General features: G+C 58.9%; 13 protein-coding genes. 8 read left to right on the top strand and 5 right to left on the bottom strand.

What is annotated here, in order from left to right; translation table 11 throughout:
* Nucleotides 1-16 precede the first annotated feature (16 nt).
* Nucleotides 17-970 (top strand): alpha/beta hydrolase, encoded by a 954-nt coding sequence (locus BN77_RS14345; RefSeq protein WP_007533034.1) that lies wholly within the window; start codon nt 17-19, stop codon nt 968-970.
* A gap of 49 nt (nt 971-1,019) precedes the next feature.
* Entirely contained in the window at nt 1,020-1,631 is a 612-nt protein-coding gene (locus BN77_RS14340) for a pyridoxamine 5'-phosphate oxidase family protein (protein ID WP_007533032.1), read from the top strand.
* Nucleotides 1,632-1,680: 49 nt separating this feature from the next.
* On the opposite strand, the gene BN77_RS14335 is transcribed toward BN77_RS14340, so the two are convergent.
* Nucleotides 1,681-2,751, bottom strand: a complete 1,071-nt coding sequence (locus BN77_RS14335; protein ID WP_007533029.1) for a GGDEF domain-containing protein — start codon at nt 2,749-2,751, stop codon at nt 1,681-1,683.
* A gap of 351 nt (nt 2,752-3,102) precedes the next feature.
* Here BN77_RS14335 and BN77_RS32135 point away from each other — a divergent pair, with 351 nt between their 5' ends.
* Nucleotides 3,103-3,339 carry a hypothetical protein gene (locus BN77_RS32135; RefSeq protein ID WP_081593575.1) on the top strand — a complete coding sequence of 79 codons (237 nt, stop codon included), beginning with the start codon at nt 3,103-3,105 and terminating at the stop codon, nt 3,337-3,339.
* Here BN77_RS32135 and BN77_RS14330 read toward each other — a convergent pair.
* Both BN77_RS14330 and fumC read right to left on the bottom strand, forming a co-directional pair.
* Nucleotides 3,326-4,933, bottom strand: a complete 1,608-nt coding sequence (locus BN77_RS14330; RefSeq protein ID WP_007533025.1) for a fumarate hydratase — start codon at nt 4,931-4,933, stop codon at nt 3,326-3,328. The genes BN77_RS32135 and BN77_RS14330 overlap by 14 nt on opposite strands.
* Nucleotides 4,934-5,086: 153 nt before the next feature.
* Nucleotides 5,087-6,478, bottom strand: coding sequence for a class II fumarate hydratase (gene fumC, locus BN77_RS14325; RefSeq protein WP_007533023.1), 1,392 nt, complete (start codon nt 6,476-6,478; stop codon nt 5,087-5,089).
* A gap of 402 nt (nt 6,479-6,880) precedes the next feature.
* Between fumC and BN77_RS14320 the strand changes: the two genes are divergently transcribed.
* Nucleotides 6,881-8,755 (top strand): L,D-transpeptidase family protein, encoded by a 1,875-nt coding sequence (locus BN77_RS14320; RefSeq protein WP_007533022.1) that lies wholly within the window; start codon nt 6,881-6,883, stop codon nt 8,753-8,755.
* A 53-nt stretch (nt 8,756-8,808) separates the two neighbouring features.
* Here BN77_RS14320 and BN77_RS14315 read toward each other — a convergent pair whose 3' ends face one another.
* Nucleotides 8,809-9,513, bottom strand: coding sequence for an HAD family hydrolase (locus BN77_RS14315; protein ID WP_007533019.1), 705 nt, complete (start codon nt 9,511-9,513; stop codon nt 8,809-8,811).
* A 189-nt stretch (nt 9,514-9,702) separates the two neighbouring features.
* Here BN77_RS14315 and rpiA point away from each other — a divergent pair, with 189 nt between their 5' ends.
* The 3 genes from rpiA (at nt 9,703) to gor (ending at nt 12,502) form a co-directional block, all read left to right on the top strand.
* Nucleotides 9,703-10,401 carry a ribose-5-phosphate isomerase RpiA gene (gene rpiA / locus BN77_RS14310; protein WP_007533018.1) on the top strand — a complete coding sequence of 233 codons (699 nt, stop codon included), beginning with the start codon at nt 9,703-9,705 and terminating at the stop codon, nt 10,399-10,401.
* 17 nt (nt 10,402-10,418) lie between these two features.
* Nucleotides 10,419-11,006, top strand: a complete 588-nt coding sequence (locus tag BN77_RS14305; RefSeq protein ID WP_007533017.1) for a DUF2059 domain-containing protein — start codon at nt 10,419-10,421, stop codon at nt 11,004-11,006.
* A 110-nt stretch (nt 11,007-11,116) separates the two neighbouring features.
* Complete coding sequence (gene gor / locus BN77_RS14300) at nt 11,117-12,502, top strand: glutathione-disulfide reductase (RefSeq protein ID WP_007533016.1); 1,386 nt, start codon at nt 11,117-11,119, stop codon at nt 12,500-12,502.
* Between the two features lie 6 nt (nt 12,503-12,508).
* On the opposite strand, the gene BN77_RS14295 is transcribed toward gor, so the two are convergent.
* Nucleotides 12,509-13,879: a pilus assembly protein TadG-related protein gene (locus BN77_RS14295; RefSeq protein ID WP_051177140.1), complete on the bottom strand. Its 1,371-nt coding sequence runs from the start codon at nt 13,877-13,879 to the stop codon at nt 12,509-12,511.
* Between the two features lie 290 nt (nt 13,880-14,169).
* On the opposite strand from BN77_RS14295, the gene BN77_RS14290 reads away from it, so the two are divergent.
* Nucleotides 14,170-15,543, top strand: coding sequence for a class II 3-deoxy-7-phosphoheptulonate synthase (locus BN77_RS14290; protein ID WP_007533012.1), 1,374 nt, complete (start codon nt 14,170-14,172; stop codon nt 15,541-15,543).
* The last annotated feature ends 86 nt before the right edge of the window (nt 15,544-15,629 follow it).

Raw genomic sequence — 15,629 nt, 5'->3', positions numbered from 1 at the left:
TTATTGGATTCCCACTATGGCAAACTTTACGCTGAAGGTCACCCGCCTCGGATTTTGCTTGTTGCAGTCTCTTTCGCCGCGCATTGCCGGGAAAGTGGCTTTCCGCCTGTTCTGCGTAACCCCCTCCTCAAAGCCCAAGGGCGAGAAGGCGAAGCGCGCGCATGCAGCCGGCGTAGCAAAGTTGGCTGACGCGGAGAGGTTCAGGCTTCGTCTTTCCGGCGGCGGGCTGGCGCATGCGTATCGGCTGAATGGTGGTGCTTTGGGGCGCCGCGGCCGTTATCTCGTGACGCACGGATGGGGATCGAGCAGCGCCTATATGGCCGACCTTGCGACGACTCTCGCGGCAACGGGCGCGGAGGTGATTGCAGTCGATTTTCCCGGCCATGGGTGCGCAGCGGGACGGGCGCTCCATATGGGTATGGCGGTGAAGGCGATAGCGGCGGCCGAGGCTCGGTTCGGCGCGTTCGACGCCGCAATCGGCCATTCTTTCGGAGGTGCCGCACTGATCGTGGCTGCGGCAGGCCTGCTGCCAGGCGTGCCTGCCGTGCTCCCGCAAAAGCTGGTGCTGATCGGCTCGCCGAGCGAAATGCACTGGCTGTTCAAGGGGTTCGGCAAGCTAATCGGGCTTGGATGGCCTGCGCAGCAAGTCTTTGAGAACGAAGTGCGTCGTGTCACCGGCCGGCGAGTGGAAGAGTTCGACGCGAGCAGGACCGCCGGCGCGATCCAGCGGCCGGTGTTGATTGTGCATGCCGAAGACGACAAGGAAGTGAGCGCCGACCATGCCCGACGCTACGCCGCGGCTGGCGATGAGGTCCGGCTTCACTGGGCTAACGGATTTGGGCACCGGCGAATTGTCGCGGCGCAGCCGGTTCTGGATACGATCACCAGTTTCCTCGGCGAGGTCATTTCCGACAAAGATGCTGAGATTATTCCGCTTTTTGACCTTCCGGCCCGGCGCATGTCATTGTAACGTCACGCGAGGCAGCTAAAGGCGGCCCGCAACAACCGGCAGGACGCTCATGAAAATCATTGAAACGGTGGAAGAACTCGCGGCGATCTATGCCGGCGGGCTGACGCAGGCATCAATAGCCAAGGTGACGCACTATCTGACACCGCTCTACCGCGAGATGATCGAGGCATCGCCGTTCGTGGCACTGGCAACGGTGGGTCCAGAAGGGCTCGACTGCTCGCCGCGTGGCGATATTGGCGGCGTCGTGCGTATCATTGACGACAGGACACTGCACCTGCCGGACTGGCGCGGAAATAACCGCGTCGACTCCCTCTCCAACATCGTACGCGATCCGCGCCTGGCGTTGATGTTTCTCATCCCCGGTTCGAACACGACCATGCGCATCAATGGGCGCGGCGTCGTGACCAATGATGAGGCTGTCCTTTTAAGCTTCGTAATGGACGGAAAGCACCCGCGGACCGTGATTGCTATCACGATCGACGAGGTTTACTTCCAGTGCGCCCGTGCGCTGATCCGTTCCGAGCTCTGGAATCCAAAAACGTTCATCGATCCGAGGAGCTTGCCGACCCCCGGGCTGATGCTGAAGGCGGCGACCGGGGATTTCGATCACGAGACCTATGATCGCGAATGGCCGGAGCGTGCGGCCAAGACGATGTGGTGAAACCGCAGCCCCTAGGGTTTTAAGCCGGCGCCAGGCGGTATTTACGGGCTTATCCCTTGTAGATCAGCCAGCTCTTCGTGAAGTCTTTCTGCATGCCGTCTTCGAAGAGGACGCTGCAGTTGCGGCCGGAGTTTTTGGCTCCATAAAGCGCCACGTCTGCCTTGTGGTAGAGCTCGCCGGCATCATCGGCGTGGGAAGCCATGCAGACACCGACAGATACGGTGACGGGCCCGTAATTGATCCTCGTGCGCGAATTCGTGAAGGGTGTCGTTTCAAGCGTGCGGCGGATCCGTTCTGCCGTTCCCATCACTTCCTCGGCGGTGTTGCCTTCGACGATCAGGGCGAACTCCTCGCCGCCGGTGCGGGCGACGAACACGTCGCGGCGCACGTTGGCGCGGATGACCGAGGCGACGGTCGCAAGTATCTTGTCACCGACCGGATGACCATAGGTATCGTTGATCTTCTTGAAATTATCGATGTCGGCGAGCACCAATGCGGTCACCGGGCGCATGGCAGGATTGTTGAAAACCGCCGCGAGGCGATCGTCGAAGGCGCGACGGTTCGACAGGCGGGTCAACGAGTCAGTGTTGGCGATGCGCTTGTACTCGTCGAGCTCCTTGCGGACCTGGTCCATCTCCTGCGAGCGCTGGACGACATTCTCGACGGTGCGTTCGCCATGCGCCATGGTGTCGCCGGTGGCCTCGGTGAGCAAAGTGAGGGCGTTTTCAATGAGTTCCACGCTCGTATGGTTCTTCGAGCTGATCCGTTTGTAGGTTTCCCCAAGCAGCTTGTTGTAGCTTTCCAGCGAGGTTTGCTCTTGGCGTAGGACACGCAACAGCGTCTCGAGCTCGGCGGCGATGCGACCGTGCGCGTCGTCGAATACGCGGGCAGGGCTGTGCGCAAAATACTGTGCGCCGAGCCTGTCCAGTTCTTCCTGCGTTGCCTGACTGCCGAGTGCGGCAAGATCGCGTGTCAGCGCCGGGTTGGAGCCGATATAGGCTTCATAGAAGAGTTCGTAGTTCCGAGGTATCGGCGCGACACCCATGGAGCGCATGGCGAACGTGATCTGACCTGCCACGTCGGGAACCTGCGCCCTCATTGGCGCCGCGGTCGTCGTCATGCGACTACTCCTCAATTAAATGTCAAAAGCAGACTTTAATTTGCTAGCCTACAAATATTGGGAAATGATTAAGGGGGGATATACCAATGATTATAGGTGAGATTTACGCAAGTCTCTCCAAAACTTGCTTATCGCGTTGATTTTTATCTATGATTTTGTCGCCATGTAATGGCTGTTGCGCCTTATGCGCGAGTGACCCAAAACAAAAATTCCAACCTGGCGTCCTCCCCGGGGGGGCCTTTATTGTTTCCAGATTGTTGACGTTCGGTGTCAATCGGTCGCTCTGCATCACAAACGGAGCGCACATTATTGCTATCGAAGGAGCCGCAGCTCTCATCTAAGGCTAAGCGCATGGATAAGTCTCGTTATACTTCGCCCATCCCACTCATTGCCGCAGGTATCGCGGGATATGTGGTGCTGATTAGGCAGGAGGGCTTCTTCGCCGCGGTTTTCCGCAGCGATATTCGCGTTAGCGTGAGGACAGAAGAGGCGCTTGGTGTCACAGGCCCGCAGAGCCGGATTAAGGGCGCCGCGGTCGGCCATCGGCCAACACGCGGCTATCCACTGAGGTCAATCAGCCGAGGTTGAATTCCTGGAAGAAATCGTTGCCCTTGTCATCGGTGACGATGAAGGCGGGGAAGTCTTCGACCTCGATCTTCCATACGGCCTCCATGCCGAGTTCCGGATATTCCAGCACCTCGACCTTCTTGATGCAGTCTTGCGCCAGTCGGGCCGCAGGTCCGCCGATCGAGCCGAGGTAGAAGCCGCCGTGTGTCTTGCATGCCTCGCGCACGGCGCGGGACCGGTTGCCCTTGGCAAGCATCACCATCGATCCGCCGAAAGACTGGAACTGGTCGACGTAAGAATCCATGCGACCAGCTGTGGTCGGACCGAAGGAGCCGGAGGCGTAGCCCGCCGGCGTCTTCGCGGGACCGGCATAGTAGACAGGGTGGTCTTTCATGTATTCGGGCATGCCTTCACCCTTCTCCAGTCGCTCGCGGATCTTTGCGTGAGCAAGGTCGCGGGCGACGATGATCGTCCCGGTCAGCGAGAGCCGCGTCTTGACCGGATGCTTGCTGAGTTCGGCCAGAATACCGGACATCGGTTGGTTGAGATCGATGCGGACCATCGAATCCGATAGTGTCGACTCTTCGATTTCGGGCATGTACTTCGAGGGATCCGTCTCAAGCTGCTCGACGAAGATGCCGTCGCGGGTGATCTTGCCCTTTGCCTGGCGATCTGCCGAACAGGAAACCCCGAGGCCGATCGGCAACGAGGCACCGTGGCGCGGCAGGCGGATGACACGCACGTCATGACAGAAATATTTGCCGCCGAACTGGGCGCCGACACCCATCTGCTGCGTCAGCTTATGGATTTCCTTTTCCATCTCGATATCGCGGAAGGCATGGCCGCTATCGGAACCTTCGGTCGGCAGACCGTCGAGATAGCGCGTCGAGGCAAGCTTGACGGTCTTCAGGTTCATCTCGGCCGACGTGCCGCCAATGACGATTGCCAAATGGTAGGGAGGGCAGGCCGCCGTACCTAACGTCAGGATCTTCTCCTTGAGGAAGTCGATCATCCGATCATGCGTCAAAAGCGACGGGGTGCCTTGATAGAGGAAGGTCTTGTTGGCTGAGCCACCGCCCTTGGCGACGAACAGGAAATCGTAAGAGTCGGTGCCTTCCTCATAGATGTCGATCTGGGCCGGCAGATTGTTCTTGGTGTTCTTCTCCTCGAACATCTTGACGGGGGCGAGCTGCGAATAGCGCAAGTTCTTCTTCTCATAGGCGTCCATCACGCCCTTGGCGAGGGCCGAGTAGTCCTCGCCTTCGGTCCAGACACGGCGGCCCTTCTTGGCCATGATGATCGCTGTGCCCGTATCCTGGCACATGGGCAGCACGCCACCGGCAGCTATGTTGGCGTTTTTTAGCAGATCATACGCGACAAAGCGGTCGTTGTCGGTCGCTTCGGGATCCTCAAGGATTAAAGCGAGCTTTTTCAGATGGCTGGGGCGCAGGAGATGGTTGATGTCGGCGAAGGCCGTTTCGGCGAGCAGACGGATGCCTTCGGGCTCGACGCTCAGGATGTCCTGTCCCTTGAAGCTGTCGACAGAGACGTAGTCGCTGCTGATCTTGCGGTATGGGGTAGTATCTTTGCTGAGGGGGAAAAGATCGTCAGCCATCGAAGGACCTTTCATGCGGACCGAAATCGCAGATGGTCTATTCGGGCGTCTTCGCAATTGCAATAATTCTAAAACCTGTCTGTTTTAATCATGATACCCTGTGAAAACACCGCCGCGGTGCGGCGGCCTCCTATTTCGGCTGCTCGGCGCGGGTTATTTCGGGCCGATCATCGCCTCGGGGCGAACGATCGCATCGTACTCCTCAATGGTGACGAGACCACTCGCCAACGCCTCTTCCTTGAGGGTCGTGCCGTTCTTGTGTGCCGTCTTGGCGATCTTGGCGGCATTGTCGTAGCCAATTTTAGGCGCGAGCGCAGTGACCAGCATGAGCGAGCGCTCGAGACCGGCCCTGATATTGTCTTCGCGTGCCTCGATACCGACGACGCAATTGTCGGTGAAGGAGATCGCTGCGTCACCGAGCAATTGCACCGACTGGAGGAAGTTGTAGGCCATCATCGGATTGTAGACGTTGAGCTCGAAGTGGCCCTGGCTGTCGGCGAAGGTCAGGGCAGCGTTGTTGCCGAAGATATGAATGCAAACTTGCGTCAAGGCTTCACACTGCGTCGGGTTGACCTTGCCCGGCATGATGGAGGAGCCGGGCTCGTTCTCGGGAAGGGCGAGTTCGCCAAGGCCGGAACGAGGGCCAGATCCCAGCAGGCGAATATCATTGGCAATCTTGAAGAGGGCCGCGGCGGCGGCGTTGATGGCGCCGTGGCTGAATACCATCGAGTCATGCGCGGCGAGCGCCTCGAACTTGTTCGGGGCAGTGACGAACGGCAGTCCGGTAATGCTGGCGATCTCTTCAGCAACCATCTCGGCAAAGCCGACCGGTGCGTTGAGGCCGGTTCCGACGGCGGTTCCGCCTTGTGCAAGTTCGTAAAGGCCGGGCAGCGTCATCTCGATGCGCTTGATGGCGGAGCCGACCTGCGCTGCGTAGCCCGAAAACTCCTGGCCGAGCGTCAGCGGCGTTGCGTCCTGAGTGTGCGTGCGGCCGATCTTGATGATGTGGCTGAACTCGGTGACCTTCATGTCAAGGGCGGCATGCAGATGCCGCAGGCTCGGAAGCAGGTGGCGAACGATCTCTTCGGCGCAGGCGATGTGCATTGCCGTTGGATAGGTGTCATTCGACGACTGGCTCATGTTGACGTGATCGTTCGGGTGAACCGGCTTCTTCGATCCCATCACCCCACCCAGCATTTCTATTGCGCGGTTGGAGATCACCTCATTGGCATTCATGTTTGATTGCGTGCCCGAGCCGGTCTGCCAGACGACGAGAGGAAAGTGATCGTTGAGTTTGCCCTCGATGACTTCCTGTGCCGCATTTACGATAGGGTTTCCGATCGCCGGATCGAGTTGGCCAAGCGCCATATTTGTGCGCGCCGCCGCCTGCTTGACGATGCCGAGCGCGCGAATGATCGACCGCGGCTGTCTTTCCGCGCCGATCTTGAAGTTGCCAAGGGAGCGCTGTGCCTGGGCGCCCCAATACCTGTCACTCTGAACTTCGATTGGGCCGAACGTATCTGTTTCGGTGCGGGTGGAGGTCATGGCCATACCTTTCTTTCGCGGTGCGTCTCAGAGATGCGGTCTTATAGGTCTGAAATCATCCGAAGAAAACCGCTTGAAAACACAAATATGAGTGGCGGCGTCATGTTAGTAAGCGAAAGATCAGTGATCTTTTAGACACGGCTGAATTTTTATCTGGCAGCTGCTTTTTGGCCACTGTGTCTGATCGCGAAAATAGAGTAAAAAATTAACCAATAATTTCATAATTTTGTGTGAACTGACGGCCGGCGCAAGAGTTTACCTAGTTACTAAAGGTTGAGTTGGTCGAGGCTGGCGGGCGAGCCGGCTTTCTGCCATGTGACGCACGCGCCGGATGAAACACGTTCTTAAGGCGGGTCTTGCCCGCGATTTGAAGACAGCATGACACTGGGACTGGATAAAAGCATGACATTCCTTCTGAAAGGTGCGGCCTCCGCACTCGCGCTTTCCTGCGGTATGGCTGCCACGGGCGCCGCGCCCGCGCACGCTTACACCTTGATGGATATGATCCGCGGGGATCGCGCTCGGACCCAGGGCACGATTGTCAGTCCGAGGCAGTCGGTGCCTTCGTTCCTCCAGTCCGCGCCGGATGCGCCCCTGCCGAAGGTTTCGAGCCCGCGCTACTATACGTATCAGCCGGATGCGATGCGCTTTGTTGACACCGGCAAGTTTGCCGACCCTGTTGTCACCGGGGCAGTTGCCGATGCGTCGGCAACGACCGAGGCCGCGCCGTCGGTGCAGCGCCGTTTCCTGATCGAGGCCAAGGTGCGGGCTCCCGTCGAAGTCGCCAAGGCGCTCGAGGCATATTACGGAGACGTGAAGAACCCGTTCTTGTGGCTGGCCGGTACTGACGTCAACGATCGCGCCAAGGCGGCAATGGGCGTGTTGGCGGATGCCGCGTCGGTCGGTCTCGACCCGGCTGATTATGCAGTCCAGGTGCCGAGCGAGGATCCGGCCAATCCGGATCCAGCAATCCGTGAACGCGCCCTGACGCAGTTCGAGCTGGAGCTTTCCGCCAAGGTGCTTGCCTATGTGCAGGACACCGTTCGCGGTCGGATCGATCCGAACAAGCTCTCCGGCTATCACGATTTCAAGCGTAAGGACGTGAACCTGGCGCCGGTGCTGAAGCTCGCCCGAATGAGCCCGGACACGGCCGCCTATCTTAAAAGCCGCACGCCGGACGGGCCGCAGTTTGTCGCGCTTGAAGGCGAACTGGCAAAGCTGCGCGCTGAAGGCGCAAGCGGCGAGCGTATCAACATCGCCCTGAGCGGCGTGCTTCACCCTGGCGAGAGCTCGTCCGAAATCCCGAATATCGTGAAGGCGATCTCCAAGCACGGTTCGGCCGCCCTCAAGGCTGAGCATACGGCAACGCTTGCTGCCTATGCTGGCAGCACCGAGTATTCGCCGGAGATCGTTGCGCTTGTCGAAGGTTTCCAGAAGGAACATGGGTTGAAGCCGGATGGCGTCATCGGCCAGGCGACTGTCCGCATCATGGTCGGCGGCGACAGCAACCCCTCGAAAATCGAAAAGCTGGTCGTTGCCTTGGAGCAGGCACGTTGGCTACCGAATGATCTCGGCTCGCGCTACGTTTTCATCAACCAGCCGGCCTACATGGTCTACTACCACAACGACAACAAGGAGCAGTTGTCGATGCGTGTTGTCGTCGGGCAGCCGTCGCACCAGACCTTCTTCTTCCAGGATCAGATCGAGACGGTCGAGTTCAATCCTTTCTGGGGTGTTCCGCAGTCGATCATCATCAACGAGATGCTGCCGCGTCTGCGCTCCGACCCGAGTTATCTGGACCGGATGGGCTATGAGGTAACGGTTGGCGGGCGTGCCGTGGCGTCGTCCAGTGTCGACTGGTACGGCTCAACGACCAACGTTTCCGTCCGCCAGCCGCCGAGCGACGACAATGCGCTTGGCGAACTCAAGATCCTCTTCCCAAATGCGCATGCGATCTACATGCATGACACGCCCTCGAAGAGCTTCTTCAAGCGTGACATGCGCGCTCTCAGCCACGGTTGCGTGCGTCTCGCCGAGCCGCGTGCGATGGCGGCGGCCGTACTGAATACGTCCGTCGAACAGATTGGCAAGGAGATCGCGACCGGCAAGAACCACTCCATTCAGGTTCCCCAGAAGATACCGGTTTACGTCGCTTATTTCACGGCGTGGCCGAACAAGGATGGCGTCGTGCAGTATTTCGACGACGTGTACGGCCGTGATGCTTACGTTGAGAAGGCATTCGATGCCACGACGAAGGCACGTGGCGCGCAAATCTGATTCCGCCTGCGGACGTAATGAAAAAAGGCGGCCGGTGAGCCGCCTTTCTTGTGTCAGCCTACTGCGGCAGTCGGCCTCGCGGCAAAGTCCGCGATCAACTCGTCCACGAGCGCAGGCGTGAGCTCGTCGAAATGTGTGATCACGCGGGTCGCCCCTAGTGTCTCGACGGGGACGTCGGAATAGCCGAACGGCACGGCGATCGAGGGCACGCCGGCATTTCGGGCAACAAGAATGTCGTTGATGCTATCGCCGATCATGACGGTGTTGCGGGCGTGACCGCCTGCGCGGTCGATGGTTCCGAGGAGATGTTGGGCGTCAGGTTTTCTGACTAGGAAGGTGTCGCCGCCGGTAATGGCATCGAAGTAGCGGCTGAGTTCCAGCTTCTCGATCAGGCTGCGCGCCAGACCTTCGAGCTTATTGGTGCAAATGGCAAGTTTGCAGCCGGCACTCGTCAGTCGATCCATTGCCTCGACAAGGCCGGGGTAAGGTGCCGTATGTCCCGGCATAGTGTCGGTGTAGTGCGCAATGAAACGGTTAAGGAGGGCAGGGAGCTCGTCCTCTGATAACGGATGTCCCCGAAGTCCGCAGGCCCGCTCGATCATGACCTTGGCGCCGTGTCCGACAAGATGCGTGAGGTCGTCGTAGCTGACGGGTGCCACGCCGAATGCTGCAATCGTATGGTTCAGGCTCTCGACGAGGTCGGTGTGCGTATCGAGTAGTGTTCCGTCGAGATCGAATACAACGAGGGCTGGGTTCAAGATTCCGCCTTTCAGAAATGATGTTGTCGGCAGTAGGTGATGAGGGCGGGAAAAGCAACGGTTCGCGGCAGAAGCGATCCGTTGTAGATGCCCACGGCTTTTCGAAAAGCATTACGCTATTTTGGCTTTCGTTTGGCAAGCGAGCCGTGTAAACAGCACATCCAACGCAATAATCGGAGTCAGCGGCGCATGGATGCCCGCGAAATGAAGATCAAGGCCGCCGAGGCCGCACTCGCTCATGTCGAATATGGCATGCGGCTTGGAATCGGGACCGGGAGTACTGCCGAGGAGTTCGTTCGGCTGCTGGCGGAGAAGGTTGCAACCGGCTTCAAGGTCGAAGGGGTGCCAACATCCGAACGCACGGCAAGGCTCTGCGTAGAACTCGGCGTCCCGCTGAAGTCACTTGACGAGCTGCCGGAACTCGATCTGACGATCGACGGCGCCGATGAGGTCGATTCCGACCTGACCCTCATCAAGGGGGGCGGGGGTGCGCTGCTGCGCGAAAAGATCGTTGCTGCGGCATCTCAGCGCATGATCGTGATTGCCGATGAGAGCAAACTGGTCGAGATGCTCGGCGCGTTTGCGCTACCGATCGAGGTCAATCCGTTCGGGCTTGTGTCGACACGCATGACAATTGAAAAGAAGGCCTCGAAACTCGGATTGAGCGGCAGTCTGACGCTGCGCCAATCCGGTGGCGAAGACTTCATGACGGACGGTGGCCACTACATCATCGATGCATCTTTTGGCCGCATTCCTGATGCAGAGGCGCTTTCAAACGAGCTGAACTCAATACCCGGAGTCGTTGAACACGGGCTCTTTCTCAAAATGGCGACGCTTGCGATCATTGCAGGTCCAGCAGGTGCGCGCACGCTGTGGGCGAACAGGTAACAGGAGCATTGAAACTCATGATTAAATTTGCAGGTCTTGGCCGTTTTGCTGCTGCGACCGTTATTCTTTCGGGCGTCGCATTCGGCTTTGCCGCACACGCGCAGGAAGCCTCTCCTGAGCAGTTGAAGGCCGCCCGCGCCGCCATCGACGCGATCGGTGCCACCGCGCAGTTCGATAATATCCTGCCGGGCCTGGCGGAGCGCCTGAAGGCAGATCTAATCCAGGACTCACCGAACTACCAGGACGCAATCACGGCTGAGGTTGACAAGCAGGCGTTGGCCCTCGCACCCCGCCGTGCCGATCTCGAAAAGGAAGCGGCGCTGACCTATGCCAAGGCATTCTCCGTCGAGGAGCTCAACGCGATTGCCGAGTTCTATAACTCGCCGGTTGGCAAGAAGCTGCTGAAGGATGGTCCTATCGCATCGCGCGAAACCGTGAAGGCTGCAGACATTTGGGCGCAGGGCATTTCCCGCGACTTGCAAAAGCAGACGAGCACTGAGCTTGCCAAGATCATCAAGGCGCCGCCGCCGGCCGCCGATCCGGCAAACCCGGCAGCAACGACGCCGCCAAAGGCCACGACGCCGGCTGCGAAGCCGAAGCCATGAGCGTACAACGATAGAAGAGCAAAAGCCCGGCATCGTCCGGGCTTTTGTTTTTGCCGCGGCCCATACTATATCACTGTCACCCCACCAGCCGATTCCATCCGGAGTTTCTCATGACGTCCTACGATTACGATCTCTTTGTCATTGGCGGTGGCTCAGGCGGCGTTAGAAGCGCCCGTGTCGCAGCCTCGCTTGGTAAGAAGGTCGCGATTGCGGAGGAATACCGCTACGGCGGAACTTGCGTGATCCGCGGCTGCGTCCCGAAGAAACTTTTCGTCTACGCGGCTCAATTCCACGAACATTTCGAAGATGCTGCCGGGTTCGGCTGGACGGTCGGCGAGAGCTCCTTCGATTGGAATAAGTTGATTGCCGCCAAGGACAACGAGATCGCGCGCCTCGAGGGGCTCTATAAAAAGGGTCTGAGCGGTGCCAACGCCGAGATCCTGGAAACGCGTGCCGAACTGGTCGACTCGCATACGGTTCGACTGGTCAACACCGGCAAGACGGTAACAGCCAAGACAATCGTGATCGCGACCGGTGGCCGACCAAATCCGCACGCGGCGTTGCCGGGGCATGAACTCTGCATTTCGTCCAATGAAGCCTTCCATCTGGAAGCGCTTCCGAAGGCGATCGTTATTGCCGGCGGCGGCTACATCGCCGTGGAATTTGCCAACATCTTTCATGGTCTCGGCGTCGAGACGACACTGATTTACCGTGGCGCGGAGATCCTTTCTCGCTTCGATCATGACCTTCGGCAGGGGCTGCACGAGGCGATGGTCGCCAAAGGCATCCGCATTCTCTGCCATGACACGCTCGAGAAGGTAAAAAAGCGCGATGACCGTCTCTTAATCGAGACGCTGAACAACGGCACGCTTACGGCGGATGTTGTCATGCTGGCTCTTGGACGCATCCCGAATACCCAGGGCCTTGGTTTGGAGGCTGCCGGGGTCAAGACGGACGAACTCGGAGCCGTGGTGGTCGACGAATATTCGCGCACCAGCATCCCGAACATCTATGCGTTGGGCGATGTCACCGATCGGGTGCAACTCACGCCCGTGGCGATCCATGAGGCGATGTGCTTCATCGAAACCGAGTACAAGGATAACCCGACCAAGCCGGATCACGAGACGATCGCAACGGCCGTTTTCTCGCAGCCTGAAATCGGCACGGTCGGCCTGACTGAGGAAGAAGCGGGCAAGCGCTACAAGGAGCTCGAGGTTTACCGTGCGCAGTTTCGTCCGCTCAAGGCGACGCTGTCGGGGCGCAGCGAGAAGATGATCATGAAGCTGATTGTCGACGCTTCCAGCCGAAAGGTCGTCGGGGCGCACATCCTCGGACACGATGCCGGAGAAATGGCGCAGATCCTCGGCATCACGCTAAAGGCAGGCTGCACAAAGGACGATTTCGACCGGACAATGGCCGTGCATCCGACGGCAGCGGAAGAGCTCGTCACAATGTATGCGCCGAGCTATCGCATTCGGGACGGCCTTCGTGTTTGACGCCGGTCAGCTGGTGATGCGGGGCATGCGGACGACCTTTAGGAAAAGCGCCTTCATGGCGTCCGTGATACCTTCGGTGGGTGTCACCTCGAAATAGAGCCCAGGTGACGCGCAATCCCGCATCTTCGTCGGAATTTCGGCCTGGAAGGGTTTGATCCAGGTATTGTACCAGTTGTTGGTGAGTAACGGCAGATAAGTCGTGTAGAGTACCGCGATCTTGATGCCTTTGTCCTTCAATGGCTGGCAGAACGAGGTATCGATCGGCTCTTGGCAGCGGCTGCCGGTCGTTTTCTTTGTGCAATTCGATGCCTTGTAACTGTCGCCGACACCGTCGGACACGAAGAAAACGATCTTCTGTGTATCGGCGGCGCTTGTTCCTGAGCCTCCGGCCGGGATCTTGCTCTTGAGCAGGGTCAGCGCGCTATCGAAGCTCGTCTGGGTGTCGTCATTGTAGCCCTGCTGCGGGATGGTCATCAGGTCGAGGACGTATTCGCTGTCGCCCGCTTGAGGATTGGCCGTTTTTTCTGAGACCTTGCTGCCCACCTTGTCAAGGTCGCCCGTAAGCGGAACGATTTCACTCAGCCCCGCCGCCTCGGCTTTCGCACCGAAGGTATAGACCGCCATACGAAATTGATTGTCGGGATCGGCCTTGGCGGTCGCAGTCAGTGCCTGCGTAGCCTGGCGCACGACATCGATGCGCATCGTCACTTTGTTCTTCTTGGCAAGTGCATAGTAATCCTTGCCCTTGTTTGTGCCGCTCTCATGGCAGGCAAAGGCGCAGGAGGCGTTCGATTTGTTGTTTTTCGTGAGATCTACCATGGTGGCGACGTCGGTCGGCGTCGCCCCGACACCCATCGATGGCGTGTTGTCGATCAGAATATAGAAATCCATGAAGGACGCTGTCTCAATCGTCGCTGTCGCGGTTCCTGATATTTCGACGTTCTTTCGTCCGAAAATCTGCATGAACGTCGTCGGGACGGCGGCGCTGAAGGATACGGACGCGTTGAGTTTGTTTGCTGCCTTGTTCACCTTGATGTCGACTGCAACTTGGCTTGCCGTCAATTCGCCCTGCATCTGGCTGACGAAGATATTGCGCGCGTCGTCCTGCCCGACGGAGACTGCGCCATCGGCGGTCATTTTCATTGCGGCAGAAGCGGCCGCGGATTTTTCCGCGATTGCACCAACGGCAGCGGCGTCGGCAGCGGCGTAAAGTTGTGTCCGCAGGCTCAAGGCATGAGCGAAGTCGACGGCCACGCCCGCGGAGCCGAGGAGCGGCACCATCAGGATGGCCGTGAGCATGCCGAAGTTGCCAGAACGGTCAGTGCAGAAACGATGCAAGCTGCGCACGAAATCAATCCCACGGTTACACCATACCATCGGTGATCAAGCGGGGTCCTCATGACGCGCCATTAGAATTGACGGTGTTTCTACGGCAAAAGCCTAAATTAGATACAAACTGTCTTGGTATATTGACCATTAATCGCGCGTCTGGCCTTTGAAAACCCAGCGCGGATTTCCTTTATTATTGTCTGTTGTTCTCGACATAAAGCCGGAGCGCCAAAGAGCGGAACGCCGCTATGCAAGATGGCGCTAAAGGTTTATAAGCCGCGCAACATTTTTAGGACGGAACATCCGGACTGAACCGGATGCTGAAACAGGTGAGTGAGATGGCACAGAATTGGACCCCGAGCAGTTGGCGGCAGAAACCGATCCAGCAGGTTCCGGACTATCCGGACCAGGCGGCATTGGCAGCAACGGAAGCCCAGCTCGCATCCTATCCGCCGCTCGTCTTTGCGGGGGAAGCACGCCGTCTCAAGAAGCACCTCGCCAATGTCGCTGAAGGCAACGGCTTCCTCCTGCAGGGCGGCGATTGCGCCGAGAGCTTTGCCGAGCACGGTGCCGACAATATCCGCGACTTCTTTCGCGCCTTCCTGCAGATGGCCGTCGTACTGACATTCGGTGCGCAGCTTCCGGTCGTCAAGGTCGGTCGCATAGCTGGCCAGTTCGCTAAGCCGCGCTCTTCCGGCATTGAGACACAGGATGGCGTGTCGCTGCCGAGCTACCGCGGTGACATCATCAACGGCATCGAGTTCACTGAGGATGCGCGCATTCCAAATCCCGAGCGTCAGGCCATGGCGTACCGCCAGTCGGCCGCAACGCTCAATCTGCTGCGTGCCTTCGCGATGGGTGGGTATGCCAACCTAGAGAACGTGCATCAGTGGATGCTCGGCTTCGTCAAGGATAGCCCGCAGGGCGAGCGTTACCGCAAGCTTGCCAGCCGCATCAGCGAGACCATGGACTTCATGAAGGCGATCGGCATCACCTCGGAAAACAATCCGAGCCTGCGCGAGACGGATTTCTTCACCAGTCATGAAGCGTTGCTGCTTGGCTACGAAGAAGCGCTGACGCGCGTCGACTCGACGTCTGGCGATTGGTACGCGACTTCAGGCCACATGATCTGGATCGGCGACCGCACGCGCCAGGCCGACCATGCCCACGTCGAATACTGCCGCGGCATCAAGAATCCGATCGGTCTCAAGTGCGGCCCGTCTTTGCAGGCGGACGACCTTTTGAACCTAATCGATATTCTCAATCCGGAGAACGAAGCGGGCCGGTTGACGCTGATCTGCCGCTTCGGCCACGACAAGGTCGCCGAGCATCTGCCGCGCCTCATCCGCGCGGTCGAGCGCGAGGGGCGCAAGGTCGTCTGGTCATGCGATCCGATGCACGGCAACACGATCACGCTCAACCACTACAAGACGCGTCCGTTCGAGCGGATCCTGTCGGAAGTCGAGAGCTTCTTCCAGATCCATCGCGCTGAGGGTTCGCATCCGGGCGGCATCCATATCGAGATGACCGGCAAAGACGTGACGGAGTGCACCGGCGGCGCGCGCGCTGTGACAGCAGAGGACCTGCACGATCGCTACCATACGCATTGCGACCCGCGTCTCAATGCCGACCAGGCGCTGGAGCTTGCCTTCCTTCTGGCCGAGCGCATGAAGGGTGGCCGCGACGAAAAGCGGATGGCCGCCAACGGCTGATCTGCGCAAGACTGATAAAAGGAGCCCGGTCAACGCCGGGCTTTTTTATGGAATGAAGAACGCATCGGTAAGAGCGGGCGGCGGCC

The organism is Rhizobium mesoamericanum STM3625, assembly GCF_000312665.1.
Taxonomy (GTDB): Bacteria; Pseudomonadota; Alphaproteobacteria; order Rhizobiales; family Rhizobiaceae; genus Rhizobium; species Rhizobium mesoamericanum.
The sequence above is the reverse complement of the archived record's forward strand: the minus strand, read 5'-3'. Positions and strand labels throughout refer to the sequence as shown.